The organism is Pseudomonas sp. AC211 (genome assembly GCF_979258055.1).
In genome coordinates this window covers 339,118-352,683 of record NZ_OZ409830.1, presented here as the reverse complement: position 1 = coordinate 352,683, position 13,566 = coordinate 339,118, and the positions used below count along the sequence as shown (strand labels likewise).

At 61.4% G+C, this 13,566-nt stretch carries 11 protein-coding genes and 1 pseudogene; 10 read left to right on the top strand and 2 right to left on the bottom strand.

Features of this window, described 5'->3' with window-relative positions; genetic code table 11:
• Positions 1–10 precede the first annotated feature (10 nt).
• The gene (locus ACZZZP_RS01745) at positions 11–568 is read left to right on the top strand and encodes a DUF4136 domain-containing protein (RefSeq protein WP_122493462.1); all 558 of its coding nucleotides are present in this window, start codon (positions 11–13) and stop codon (positions 566–568) included.
• 198 nt (positions 569–766) lie between these two features.
• Here the strand turns inward: ACZZZP_RS01745 and ACZZZP_RS01740 are convergent, their stop codons facing one another.
• Positions 767–1,222: a hypothetical protein gene (locus ACZZZP_RS01740; RefSeq protein ID WP_463381601.1), complete on the bottom strand. Its 456-nt coding sequence runs from the start codon at positions 1,220–1,222 to the stop codon at positions 767–769.
• Between the two features lie 264 nt (positions 1,223–1,486).
• On the opposite strand from ACZZZP_RS01740, the gene ACZZZP_RS01735 reads away from it, so the two are divergent.
• Positions 1,487–2,548 carry a GGDEF domain-containing protein gene (locus ACZZZP_RS01735; RefSeq protein ID WP_463381600.1) on the top strand — a complete coding sequence of 354 codons (1,062 nt, stop codon included), beginning with the start codon at positions 1,487–1,489 and terminating at the stop codon, positions 2,546–2,548.
• On the opposite strand, the gene ACZZZP_RS01730 is transcribed toward ACZZZP_RS01735, so the two are convergent.
• Positions 2,545–4,455: a sigma-54-dependent Fis family transcriptional regulator gene (locus ACZZZP_RS01730; protein ID WP_463381599.1), complete on the bottom strand. Its 1,911-nt coding sequence runs from the start codon at positions 4,453–4,455 to the stop codon at positions 2,545–2,547. The genes ACZZZP_RS01735 and ACZZZP_RS01730 overlap by 4 nt on opposite strands.
• Positions 4,456–4,773: 318 nt before the next feature.
• On the opposite strand from ACZZZP_RS01730, the gene exaC reads away from it, so the two are divergent.
• From exaC to ppa, 8 genes and pseudogenes are all read left to right on the top strand, one after another.
• Positions 4,774–6,294 (top strand): acetaldehyde dehydrogenase ExaC, encoded by a 1,521-nt coding sequence (exaC, locus tag ACZZZP_RS01725; RefSeq protein WP_122493466.1) that lies wholly within the window; start codon positions 4,774–4,776, stop codon positions 6,292–6,294.
• 333 nt (positions 6,295–6,627) lie between these two features.
• A pseudogene (gene eat / locus ACZZZP_RS01720) lies at positions 6,628–7,999 on the top strand (ethanolamine permease).
• A gap of 173 nt (positions 8,000–8,172) precedes the next feature.
• The gene (locus ACZZZP_RS01715; protein WP_463381598.1) at positions 8,173–9,567 is read left to right on the top strand and encodes an ethanolamine ammonia-lyase subunit EutB; all 1,395 of its coding nucleotides are present in this window, start codon (positions 8,173–8,175) and stop codon (positions 9,565–9,567) included.
• 97 nt (positions 9,568–9,664) lie between these two features.
• Positions 9,665–10,498, top strand: coding sequence for an ethanolamine ammonia-lyase subunit EutC (eutC, locus tag ACZZZP_RS01710; protein WP_463381597.1), 834 nt, complete (start codon positions 9,665–9,667; stop codon positions 10,496–10,498).
• 126 nt (positions 10,499–10,624) lie between these two features.
• Positions 10,625–11,080 carry a GNAT family N-acetyltransferase gene (locus ACZZZP_RS01705; protein WP_122453926.1) on the top strand — a complete coding sequence of 152 codons (456 nt, stop codon included), beginning with the start codon at positions 10,625–10,627 and terminating at the stop codon, positions 11,078–11,080.
• Positions 11,081–11,314: 234 nt separating this feature from the next.
• Positions 11,315–11,971, top strand: coding sequence for a DedA family protein (locus ACZZZP_RS01700; protein WP_463381596.1), 657 nt, complete (start codon positions 11,315–11,317; stop codon positions 11,969–11,971).
• Positions 11,972–11,983: 12 nt separating this feature from the next.
• Entirely contained in the window at positions 11,984–12,802 is an 819-nt protein-coding gene (locus tag ACZZZP_RS01695) for a M90 family metallopeptidase (protein WP_463381595.1), read from the top strand.
• A gap of 102 nt (positions 12,803–12,904) precedes the next feature.
• The gene (gene ppa, locus ACZZZP_RS01690) at positions 12,905–13,432 is read left to right on the top strand and encodes an inorganic diphosphatase (RefSeq protein WP_122453923.1); all 528 of its coding nucleotides are present in this window, start codon (positions 12,905–12,907) and stop codon (positions 13,430–13,432) included.
• Positions 13,433–13,566: the final 134 nt, after the last annotated feature.

Below are 13,566 nucleotides of genomic sequence, written 5' to 3'. Positions count from 1 at the left end.
GAGATTTGCCATGAAACGACTGCTGGTCATTCCCCTGCTTCTGCTGTTGGCCGCTTGCCAGAACGCCCAGCTCAATCAGGATTTCGACAAGAACCGCGACTTCGCCGCGTACCGCACCTTCACCTGGAAAGAGCCGGCCTTGCAGTACAGCCCGGATGATCCACGGATTAAAAGCGACCTCACTGAACAGCGCATTCGTGCGGCCGTCAGCGAGCAGCTCGATCAGCGCGGTGTGCGCTTGGCCCCGGCCGGCGGCAAAGGCGACGTGACCGTGCAAGCGTGGTTGATTGTCGAAAACCGTACCGACCAGGTCAGCACCAGCTATGGCGGCGCCTGGGGCGGTTATTGGAATGGTTACTGGGGCGGCCCGGGATATACCGAAACCCGCAACGTCGACTACAAAGTCGGCACCGTGCAGGTTGATTTATTCGATGCCAAAGATGGCAAATTGGTGTGGCGCGGCAGCGCCGAGCAGATCGTGCGCAACAACCAAACCACACCGGTTGAGCGTGAGGCGGCGATTCGCGACACCGTGGCGAAAATCCTAAGCCAGTATCCGCCGCACTGACTTCAGCCGCGTTGTTCTTGATCTAAAAGCATCGCGGCTAAAGCCGCTCCTACAGGACCGAGCTCATGCGCCGCAGTCTCCGAGCTAGCAACCACACTGTGGGAGCGGCTTCAGCCGCGATGCTCTTGATCGATCTTAAAAGCATCGCGGCTAATCGGAATGCCGCCCAGCCGCTCCTACAGGGTCTTGCGCTGGCCGTTACTGTTCGCCAGTACGCTCACGCTCCATCGCTTCACCACTGGCGCGGCGCTGGTCTTCCAGCGTGCCGCCTGTGTTGGTCCCGCTGCCAGTGCCGGTGCCAATGCTGCCCGAACCCTGGTTGTTCATCTGGCCGCCATTCATGTTGCCGTTGGTGCCATTGGTATTGGTGTCGGCGCCGTTGTTGATGGTGCCGCTGCTGTTGGTGTTGTTGTTGTAGCCGTTGCTGTTGAAGCCATTGGTGTTCGAGCCGTTAGTGGTGGCGCCGCCGCTGTTCACGCCGTTGCCTGTGTTACCGGCGCCAGTTCCGCCTTGGCTCGCAGCCCCACCAGGGTTCGCGCCTTGGACCGCACGACCGGGCGCGCCACCATCCAAGGCAAAGCTTGAGGCGCTCGCGCTCAAGGCCAGTACAAATGCCGCGCCCAACAAGGCCGGCTTGCGATTGAATCGGTTCATCTGTCACTCCCTGAGCCGCAGGCTCATTGTCTGATGTACTCACGTTGGGCCGCTGCGCTACGCAGGAAGTGCAAGGTGTTTGACGAATGGTCGCTACGCGCACAGCGCAAAGCTGGCTAAGTGATAGCGTTTTGATATTTTTTTCACCGGCGAAGCACTATGCTCCGTGAATGCAGATTCCTGTGATCACAAAAAATGACCGACGCTGAATTACCGCGTTCACCCCAGGCCTTCGCCCTTTGGCGTGAAGTTCGAGACACTTGCGTGCGCACGCGCCTTGGCGGCATCTATTACCTACTGGCCTGGCTCCTGACGTGGCTGTTCAGCGCCGCGCCAGGTTCTCTGCTGATCACCGGTATCGCCGGCAGCCTGCTGTTCGCCGGGCTGATGACCGCACGTTTACTGCATACGCCGCCGCACGCTCACAGTCAGGAACAGCTGCAACGCTGGCTCGACCGCCACTGGGGCTTGGTGCTGCTGACCGCGTTGTGCTGGGGCCAAGCCCATGCCTGGGCGCTGTATAGCGACGCTTTCGCCGATTCGGCCATGATCGCCACCCTCAGCACCGTGGCCTTCAGCACGGCGATGACCTTCAATTTCGCCATGCGCAAGAAGCGCGCGTTCATCGCCATTCTGCTGCTGTATGTGCCCGGCCTGGCCGTAATGGCGCTGGACTGGCGCGACGGCCACACGCAGCTTGTCACCCTCGTGTTCTACCTCAGCTACCTGCTGCTAGCGCTGAACCGCAGCCACCGCGAGTACCTCGGCACGCTGAATTTGGAGCTGCGCCTGCTGCAGCAACAGGCCACGCTCGACCAACTGAGCCGCACCGATACGCTGACGCAGCTGGGCAACCGCTACCAATTCAACAGCCTGTTCCAGAACATGGTGGCCACCGCCAAGCGCACCGGCGAACCGCTGGCGCTGGTGCTGCTGGATATCGACTTTTTCAAGAAAGTGAACGACCAGCGCGGCCATTCCGGCGGCGATGCCTGCCTCAGTGAATTCGCCCAGCGTATGCGCCAGGTGTTTCGCCGTGACAGCGACGCGCTGTTGCGTTTGGGCGGTGAAGAGTTTGGCGTGCTGATGCCCAACACCTCGCTGGAACAGGCGCAAGCATTGGCCGAGCAGTTCCGCCAAGACCTGGCCAGCAATGGCATAGACCTACAGGGTGAGCACCTGCCGCTGACCACCAGCGTTGGCGTCGGCCGCTTCGATGCGAAACGCGACCACGACGCCGAGCATTTCTTCCAGCGCGTCGACCGCGCGCTCTACCAAGCCAAAGCCAATGGCCGCGACCGCCTGGAAGTGGCGGCTACGGCTTAAGGCCGCTCGATGCCGTGCTTGTGCAACTTGCGGTACAGCGTGTTACGGCTGATGCCCAATTGCTCGGCCGTGCGGCTCATGTGCCAGTGCTGCTGATTGAGCGTCGCCAGCAAGGTGCTGCGCTCGGCGGCGTTCAGCGGCGCCTCGGTCTGCAGGGTCGCCGGTCGTTGCCGCTGGCGCAGCTCAGCCGGTAACTCACTGAGGCTGATGCGCTCGCCCTCACACAAGGCCACCAGCGTGCGCAGCACATTGCGCAGCTGCCGAACGTTGCCGGGCCAGGCGTAATCGAGCAGCGCCTGGCGGGCGTCGGCGTCCAAACGCAGCGCAGCGCCTTGGCTTTCTTCGGCGAGTAAATGCGCCAGCAATTGCTCGCGGTCGCTGCGCTCGCGCAACGGCGGCAACGTCAGCACCAGGCCGTTGAGGCGGTAGTACAAGTCTTCGCGAAAACTGCCATTGGCCACGTGCTCGCCCAGCTCGCGGTGCGTGGCGCTTATTACGCGAACGTTCACCGCCTGCGCCGTGCCGCCGATGGGCACTACTTCGCGCTCTTCCAGTACCCGCAACAGGCGGGTTTGCATGGCCAGCGGCATGTCGCCGATTTCGTCGAGAAACAGGGTTCCGCCGTCAGCCTGTTGCAGCTTGCCGCTCATGCCTTCCTTGCGCGCGCCGGTAAAACTGCCGCCGCGATACCCAAACAGCTCGCTCTCGATCAGGCTCTCCGGAATCGCCGCGCAGTTGAGCGCGACAAACGCCTTGCCAACACGCGAACTGGCCTGGTGAATGGCTTTGGCGAACGCTTCTTTGCCGGTGCCGGTTTCGCCGTTGATTAGCAGCGGCACGTCGCGCTCGTAAACGCGCAAGGCGCGACGAAACTCGCGCTGCAAGGCCACATCGGCGACGCACAAGCTGGCAGGAATGTCGGCCGGCAATTGCTTGCTGGCCAAGCGGCTGATCGACGGGCTGAGGGCGCTCGGTTGGCTGCGCGCCACCCCGCGTAGTTGGGCGAACAAGGCGCGGCCATTGTGGGTGCGCAGCGGCCAACTGCTGGCAAGGTTGGCGCGGCCTAGCAACTCGTCCAGCCGGCAATCAAAAAAGCCTTCCAGCGGTTTGCCGATCAGGTTGACGCGCGTGTCGCCGAGCAGGTTCATGGCGCTCTGGTTCACCGCGCTGATCCGCCCGTCACCATCGAACGCCAGCAGGCCTTCGCTGAACAACCCCACGTATTCAGCCTGCACATGAAAGCGCAGCAAATACTGGCCCTCAAAGCGCCGCAGGAAATAGCAGCTCTCGATCATCTTGGCCGACAGGTTGACCAACGCCATGGTGTGAAACTGGCTCTGGCGCGAAACGTCTGCGCGCGCCGACGACACGTCCAGCACGGCGAGCAAATCGCCCTGGCAGTCGAACACCGGACTGGCCGAGCAGGTGAGCCCGGTGTGCTGCCCGCGAAAGTGTTCGTCCTGGTGAATAGTCAGCGCCTGGCGTTCGATCAGGCAGGTGCCGATGCCGTTGGTGCCCTCGCAGGCTTCGCTCCAGTCGGCGCCCAGCCACAGGCCGGCGCGCTCGAAGCTTTTGCGCTCAGAGTTGCCGGTCACGCTGTTAAGAATGACGCCGCGCGCATCGGTGAGCAGCACGGCATGACCGGCGCCGGCCAGTTGCTGATAGAGGCTGGTCATCTCGCCGCTGGCAATCTCCAGCACCTGCTGCAACCGCTCGCGACGTTCCAGCACGCGCGCATGTTCCAGCACGGTGGGCGCCATGGTTTGGCCGGGATCGAGGTGATGGTCCTGCAGACAGCGCAGCCACGAGCGGGCGATGGACGGGTCGGCGGCCGGCCCGTCGAATTGGGCTTTGCCTTGGGCCAGCGTCATCACCTGTTGGGTGTGACGGTTGAATTGACTCTGCATTGTTATTGTTCTCCGCAGTGTGCGCTTGGCTGGTTATCGAGCGGTTTGCCGTTTCGAGCGCCAAGGCCGCGCTGAGCATAGCCTGCCCGCCGCGCGGCGGCTGTACCAAGAATGGGACAAACTGTCACCGCCGCTGTTGCATATCCGCCCGCTCATTAACCAATCGCGCCAAAGCCCCGGCGCAGAGCGGCCGCCAATCCGCTGTCAGCCGCCATTCGGGCGTTTTCAATGAGGCCTGGCTCAGGGCTTGCTCTACGCTTAACCCAGCGCAATCGAACGCGCTTCCTAAAAGCACAAAAAAGCCAGGAGAACTTCACCATGCAATACGCACATCCGGGCACCAGCGGCGCCATCGTTTCCTTCAAGAGCCGCTACGGCAACTACATCAACGGTGAGTTCGTGGCCCCGGTAAAAGGCCAGTACTTCACCAACACCTCGCCGGTTAACGGCAAGCCTATCGCCGAATTCCCCCGCTCCACTGCCGAAGACATCGACAAAGCCCTCGACGCCGCCCACGCCGCCGCAGACGCCTGGGGCAAAACCTCGGCGCAAGACCGCGCGCTGGTGTTGCTGAAAATCGCCGACCGCATCGAAGCCAACCTCGAAGTGCTGGCCGTCACCGAAACCTGGGACAACGGCAAAGCTGTGCGCGAAACCCTGAACGCTGACATTCCATTGGCTGCCGACCATTTCCGCTACTTCGCCGGCTGCCTGCGCGCGCAGGAAGGTTCGGCGGCAGAAATCACCGAACACACTGTGGCGTACCACATTCACGAACCGCTGGGCGTGGTCGGGCAGATCATTCCGTGGAACTTCCCCCTGCTGATGGCCGCCTGGAAACTCGCCCCGGCACTCGCCGCAGGCAACTGCGTGGTGCTCAAGCCCGCCGAGCAAACCCCGCTGGGCATTTGCGTGCTGCTGGAACTGGTTGGCGACTTGCTGCCACCGGGCGTGCTCAACGTGGTGCAAGGCTTCGGCAAGGAAGCGGGCGAGGCGCTGGCCACCAGCAAACGCATCGCCAAAATCGCCTTTACCGGCTCGACGCCCGTGGGTTCGCACATCATGAAATGCGCGGCGGAAAACATTATTCCGAGCACCGTGGAGCTGGGCGGCAAGAGCCCGAATATCTTCTTCGAAGACATCATGCAGGCCGAGCCGAGCTTTATCGAAAAGGCCGCTGAAGGCTTGGTGCTGGCGTTCTTCAACCAGGGCGAAGTGTGCACCTGCCCGTCGCGCGCACTGGTGCAGGAGTCGATCTATCCGGCGTTCATGCAGGAAGTGATGAAGAAGATCAGCCAGATCAAACGTGGCGACCCGCTGGACACCGACACCATGGTCGGCGCCCAGGCCTCGGAGCAGCAATTCGACAAGATTCTTTCGTACCTGGAAATCGCCAAAAGCGAAGGGGCAGAGCTGCTGACCGGCGGCAAGGTGGAGCAACTGTCGGGCGACTTGTCGTCGGGCTATTACATCCAGCCGACCCTGCTCAAGGGCAACAACAAAATGCGCGTGTTCCAGGAAGAAATCTTTGGCCCGGTGGTGAGTGTTACCACCTTCAAAGATGAAGCCGAAGCGCTGGCGATTGCCAACGACACTGAGTTCGGCCTGGGTGCGGGCTTGTGGACGCGCGACATCAACCGCGCGTACCGCGTGGGCCGCGCCATCAAGGCTGGGCGCGTGTGGACCAACTGCTACCACCTGTATCCGGCGCATGCGGCATTTGGCGGCTACAAGAAATCCGGCGTGGGGCGCGAGACGCACAAGATGATGTTGGACCACTACCAGCAGACCAAGAATTTGCTGGTGAGCTACGACATTAATCCGCTGGGGTTTTTCTAAGAGGCTGAACGGCCCCTCACCCCAGCCCCTCTCCCGCAAGCGGGCGAGGGGAGCCAGTTCGCGTTTTGCCTGTAAACACCGATCTGCTCCCTCTCCCGCTCGCGGGAGAGGGTTGGGGTGAGGGTGCTTTTGCTGCACCATTTCCGCGCCCCACCACCCCTGCCTAAACCACCGACCCACCAGTCACTTCCACGCAAAAACCAAAAACGACCCACACCCTTTCCAAACGCGACCTTTTCCCACCGCGCCGCAACATTTTGTTGCGCCTGGCATGGCCGTTGCGTGATGGCACCTGTCTTTCTGAACGGTTCACCACTCAGGGCGGGTCCATACATGACTACAACAACACAACTAAAACCCACGCTTGGCACCCTGCATTTATGGGGCATTGCCGTAGGCCTGGTGATTTCTGGCGAGTACTTTGGCTGGAGCTATGGCTGGGGCACCGCTGGCACGTTGGGCTTTCTCGTCACCGCGTTGATGGTGGCGGCGATGTACACCTGTTTTATCTTCAGCTTCACCGAACTGACCACCGCCATTCCCCACGCCGGCGGCCCGTTCGCGTACAGCCGTCGTGCCTTCGGCGAGAAGGCGGGCTTGATTGCCGGCCTGGCCACGCTGATCGAGTTCGTGTTCGCGCCACCAGCTATCGCCATGGCCATCGGTGCTTACCTGAACGTGCAGTTCCCGGCGCTGGACCCCAAGCACGCGGCCGTCGGCGCGTACTTTGTGTTTATGACCTTGAACATTCTCGGCGTGCGCATCGCCGCCACCTTCGAGCTGGTGGTCACCGTGCTCGCCGTGGCTGAACTGCTGGTGTTTATGGGCGTTGTGGCGCCGGGCTTCAGCTTCAGTAACTTCGTGCTCAACGGCTGGTCTGGCCAGAACGAGTTCAGCGCGGCGTCGATTTCCGGCATCTTCGCGGCCATTCCGTTTGCCATCTGGTTCTTCCTGGCCATCGAAGGCGCGGCCATGGCGGCTGAGGAAGCGAAAGACCCGAAACGCACCATCCCTAAAGCCTATATCAGCGGCATTCTGACCCTGGTGTTCCTGGCCGTGGGCGTGATGATCATGGCCGGTGGCGTAGGCGACTGGACCAAGCTGTCCGGCATCAACGACCCGCTGCCTCAAGCGATGAAAGCCGTGGTCGGGGAAAACTCGGGCTGGATGCACATGCTGGTGTGGATCGGTCTGTTCGGCCTGGTGGCGAGCTTCCACGGCATTATTCTCGGATACTCCCGTCAGTTCTTCGCCCTGGCCCGCGCTGGCTACTTGCCGAAAGGCTTGGCGAAACTGTCGCGCTTCCAGACACCGCACCGCGCCATCATCGTCGGCGGCCTGGTGGGCATCGCCGCCATCTACAGCGACGGCCTGATTAACCTCCAGGGCATGAGCCTGACTGCCGCGATGATCACCATGTCGGTGTTCGGCGCCATCGTGATGTACATCATCAGCATGCTCAGCCTGTTCAAGCTGCGTAAATCCGAGCCGAACCTGGAGCGCACCTTCCGCGCGCCGGGCTATCCGATCATCCCAGGCATTGCCCTGGCGCTGGCATTGGTGTGTCTGGTGGCGATGGCCTACTTCAACCCCACCATTGGCTTGATCTTCCTGGGCTTCATGGCGGTGGGCTTTGTGTACTTCCTGTTGACCGCTACCCAGCGCGCCAACGCGCCAGCAGAACGCCATGCTCAACGGCGCCTGATCGCGGTCGTTATCCATTGTCTGACCTGGGCCCGCATTGCGGGCCGATTCTTTGCAGCGCTCTTCGAAGCACGAAAAGTGAATCAAGACTCCATCTGCGATGCTCTGACCGACTAAGGTTTCAGAATAAAGAACATGGCAAATGGGCTTTTGCAGCCACAAGAAGGAGTGCCTATGGCCAGTTTTTCCCACGCAGTGGGCAACGAAACCTATCGGTTCGACAGCCTCAAGGAAGTGATGGCCAAGGCCAGCCCGGCGCGCTCGGGTGATTACCTGGCGGAGGTCGCCGCCAGCAACGACGGCGAGCGCGTCGCCGCGCAAATGGCCCTGGCGGATATCCCGCTCAAACACTTTCTCGATGAAGCGCTGATTCCCTATGAACAGGACGAAGTCACCCGCCTGATCATCGACACCCACGACGCCCTCGCCTTCGCCCCGGTCAGCCACCTGACCGTGGGCGGCTTCCGCGACTGGTTGCTGAGCGACCACGCCAACGAGAACAGCCTGCGCGCCCTGGCGCCGGGGCTGACGCCAGAGATGGCGGCGGCGGTGTCGAAAATCATGCGTGTGCAGGATTTGGTGCTGGTGGCGCAGAAGATCCGCGTGGTCACGCAATTTCGCGGCACGCTGGGTTTGCAGGGGCGTTTGTCCACCCGCTTGCAGCCGAACCACCCCACTGACGAGCCCGCCGGCATTGCCGCGAGCATTCTCGACGGCCTGCTCTACGGCAACGGCGACGCCATGATCGGCATCAACCCGGCCACCGACAGCATCGCTTCGATCTGCGCCATGTTGGAAATGCTCGACGCCATTATTCAGCGCTACGAAATTCCCACCCAGGCCTGCGTGCTCACCCACGTCACCACCTCGATTGCCGCCATCGAACGCGGCGTACCGCTGGACCTGGTGTTCCAGTCCATTGCCGGCACCGAAGCGGCCAACGCCAGTTTCGGCATCAGCCTGAACGTGCTGCAAGAAGGTTACGAAGCGGGGCTGAGCCTCAAGCGCGGCACGCTGGGCAATAACCTGATGTATTTCGAAACCGGCCAGGGCAGCGCGCTGTCGGCCAACGCGCACCACGGCGTTGACCAACAAACCTGCGAAGCCCGCGCCTACGCGGTGGCGCGGCATTTCAAGCCGTTTCTGGTCAACACCGTGGTCGGCTTTATCGGCCCGGAGTACCTGTACAACGGCAAGCAGATCATTCGCGCCGGGCTGGAAGATCACTTCTGCGGCAAGTTGCTGGGCGTGCCGATGGGTTGCGACATTTGTTACACCAACCACGCCGAAGCCGATCAGGACGACATGGACACGCTGCTGACCTTGCTCGGCGTGGCGGGCATCAACTTCATCATGGGCATTCCGGGCTCGGACGACATCATGCTCAATTACCAGACCACCTCGTTTCACGACGCGCTCTATGCCCGGCAAACCCTGGGCCTGCGCCCGGCGCCGGAGTTCGAGGCCTGGCTGCAACGCATGGGCATCTTCACCCAGGCCGATGGCCGCGTGCGCTTCGGCGAACAGCTGCCGCCCGCGTTTCGCCAAGCGTTGGCGCAGTTGAGTTAATTTCCGCCCCACCTGTGGGAGAGGCTTCAGCCTTGATGTTTGTGCTTTAAGAGCATCGAGGCTGAAGCCTCTCCTACAGGTCAAGTAAGGACGAATGATGGAAAACGACCCCACCGTCACCGGCAGCATCGAAAACCCCTGGCAGGAGCTACGCCGCCTTACGCCTGCGCGCATCGCCTTGGGCCGCGCCGGCACCAGCCTGCCAACCCGTGCGCAACTCGATTTCCAATTCGCCCACGCCCAGGCGCGCGATGCCGTGCACCTGCCGTTCGACCACGCCGTCCTCAGCGCGCAACTGGCCGAACGTGGGCGCGACACGCTGCTGCTGTACAGCGCCGCCGCCGACCGCCACAGTTACCTGCAACGGCCAGACCTGGGCCGCAAGCTCAACGAGGAATCGGCGCAAGCCTTGCGCGACTATGCCCAGGCCAACCCCGGCGGCGTTGACCTGGCAATCGTGATCGCCGATGGCCTCTCCGCCTTGGCGGTGCATCGCCACAGCCTGCCGTTTTTGCAGCGTTTTGAAGAACAGGCGGCGGCCGATAACTGGAGCCTGTCGCCGGTGGTGCTGGTGGAACAGGGACGCGTGGCGGTGGCCGACGAAGTGGGGCAGCTGCTGGGCGCCAAGATGGTGGTGATCCTAATCGGCGAACGGCCGGGGTTGAGCTCGCCCGACAGCCTGGGCCTGTATTTCACCTATGCGCCCAAGGTCGGCTTAACCGACGCGTACCGCAATTGCATTTCCAATGTGCGCCTCGAAGGCCTGAGTTATGGCATGGCGGCTCATCGCCTGCTGTACTTGATGCGTGAGGCGTGTCGGCGGCAATTGTCTGGCGTGCACCTTAAGGACGAAGCCGAAGTGCATAGCCTGGATTCGGAAAGCCCTCAGGACATGCGCCACAACTTCTTACTCGACGCACCGAAGTCATAACCGCCACCGTCAGATTCAAACGCTTGCTTGGATTGCGCTTTCTAGCCACCACAGGCAGCATCTCGGCAACCCTGGCCGTGCCCCGCGCCGCCAGCGCAGCCCTTATTCATTGCAGTCGAGGCCACCATGCGCATTGTCCAAGCCACTCTGGAACACCTGGATCTGTTGACGCCGCTGTTCGTCAAATACCGCGAGTTCTATGGTGAGCTGCCGTTCCCGGACTCCTCGCGCAAATTTCTGGAAGTGCGCCTGCGCCGTAAAGAGTCGGTGATTTACCTGGCCCTAGCGGACGACGAAGACAAGCTGATGGGCTTTTGCCAGCTGTACCCGAGCTATTCCTCGCTGTCGCTCAAACGTGTGTGGATTCTCAACGACATCTATGTGGCCGAAGACGCGCGCCGGCAGTTGGTGGCGGATCGTCTGCTGCAAACGGCGAAGAAAATGGCCAAGGAAACCAACGCCGTGCGCATGCGCGTGTCCACCAGCAGCAACAACGAGGTGGCGCAGAAGGTGTACGAGTCCATCGGTTTTCGCGAAGACAGCCAATTCAAAAACTACGTGCTGCCCATCAACAGCGACTGACTTAAACCGTTCATACGGCCGCGCTAGGCTCAAGCGCGGCGTCAAGCGTGGGCGCTGCAATGTGGGGCGCACCAACGCAGGGCAGTGAATTAGGCGGGTTGGCCATCGGTCGTTTCGACAGACATCTGTTGCAACAATCTGCAGCGCGACCCCCAGACCTTGCTCTTATAATGCCGACCGACCTACCGGCTATCGAACGCCAGTGCTCTTTTCCCTCAGCGCAATAGGCGTCATATGGAATTCAACCCGATTGATCTGATTCTGCACCTGGACAATTACTTGGCCGTGCTGGTGGCCAACTATGGCGTGTGGATTTACGCCATTTTGTTCCTGGTTATTTTTTGCGAAACCGGCCTGGTGGTGATGCCGTTTCTGCCAGGCGACTCGCTGCTGTTTATTGCCGGCGCCATGTGCGCCACCGGCAGCATGGACCCCGTGCTACTCGCCGGCCTGCTGATGTTTGCCGCCGTGCTCGGCGATAGCACCAACTATGTGATCGGGCGAAACGTCGGGGAACGGCTGTTCAGCAACCCCAAATCGAAAATCTTCCGCCGCGACTACCTGCAACGCACCCACGACTTCTACGACCGCCACGGCGGCAAAACCGTAACCCTGGCGCGCTTCCTGCCCATCGTCCGTACCTTCGCGCCTTTCGTTGCGGGCATCGGCCGTATGCCGTATCTGCGTTTCCTCGGCTTCAGCGCCTTAGGTACCGTGGCGTGGGTAGGCGGCTTGGTGACGTTGGGCTACTTCTTCGGCAACGCGCCGTTTGTGAAAGACAATCTGTCACTGATGATTCTCGTGGTGATCGGCTTGAGCTTGCTGCCCATGGTGATTGGCTGGCTGCACCATCGCCTGCGCCCGGAAACTGCGCCCGACTCGGCCAACTGATCAGCCCGCGCCATGTGGTTTCTTCGCGGCTGGCGTGAGCGTCGGATTCTTGAAAAGCACCCGGTCCCGCCCCAAAGCTGGGCGCGGGTGGTGCGGCGGTTGCCGATACTCGAAGGCTTGAGTGACGAGGAATTGCAGCGACTGAAGCGTCGCGCCGTGCTGTTCATTCACGCCAAACGCCTGACCGCCCTGCCCGGCGTCGAGCTGCACGGTGACGATCGCCTGCACCTCGCCGCCCTCGCCCAGCTGCCGTTGCTGCACTTGCCGGACCTCGACTGGTATCAGGGCTTCCATGAGATCGTGCTGTACCCCGGCGACTTCGTCAGCCCGCAACGCCATCGCGACCCCAACGGCATCGAGCACGAGTGGGACGGCGAGCACAGCGGTGAAGCCTGGCTGCAAGGCCCGGTGATTCTCGCCTGGCCGGGCGTGCTCAGCAGCGGCAACTGGGACGGCTATAACCTGGTAATTCACGAGTTGGCGCACAAGCTCGACATGCTTAATGGCGACGCCAATGGCCTGCCGCCGCTGCACCGCTCGATGCGCCTGGAAGAATGGTCGAGCGCCATGCAAAGCGCGTACGACGACCTGAACCGCCAACTGGATGACAACCCCGACGCCGAAACCGCCATCGACCCTTACGCGGCCGAAAACCCGGCTGAGTTCTTTGCCGTCACCAGCGAATACTTCTTTAGCGCCCCGGATCTGCTGATGCAGGCCTACCCAAATGTGTACGTGCAACTGCAAGCGTTCTACCGACAAGACCCGCTTCAACGACTGCGCCGCCTCGAACAGCACGCCGTTTCAGGGCAGAACGAGACCAACGGCTGAGTCGCCAAGCATGGTAACGGCGGGCGAATATGCCTATAATCGCGCCCACTTTTTGGCCGGTAACCGGCCAAGTTTGATTGGCCAACCTAGGGAAGCGAACCCATGAGCTACAGCAAGATCCCGGCCGGCAAAGACCTGCCGAACGACATCTACGTCGCCATCGAGATTCCGGCCAACCACGCGCCGATCAAATACGAAATCGACAAAGACAGCGACTGCCTGTTCGTCGACCGTTTCATGGCCACCCCCATGTTCTACCCAGCCAACTACGGCTACATCCCCAACACCCTGGCGGATGACGGCGACCCCCTCGACGTATTGGTCGTTACCCCGTACCCAGTTTCCCCAGGCGCAGTGATTCGCGCGCGCCCAGTCGGCGTTCTGCACATGACCGACGAAGCCGGCGGCGACGCCAAACTGATCGCCGTACCACACGACAAGCTGTCGCAGCTGTATGTCGACATCAAGGAATACACCGACCTGCCCCCGCTGTTGCTTGAGCAAATCAAGCACTTCTTCGAGAACTACAAAGATCTCGAGAAAGGCAAATGGGTCAAGGTTGAAGGCTGGGGCAACGCGGAAGCGGCCCGTGCCGAGATTTTGAAGGCGGTTGCGGCTTACCAAAAATAAGCCAAAACAGCCCACAAAAAGCCGGCCACAAGCCGGCTTTTTTATGCGTTTTTGAAGCGATCGGCTGCGCGTCGGTCTGGCTGCGTTAAAAAAGGCTTTTGAATGCTCATGGGCACCAGCCCACTGCGCTTCAA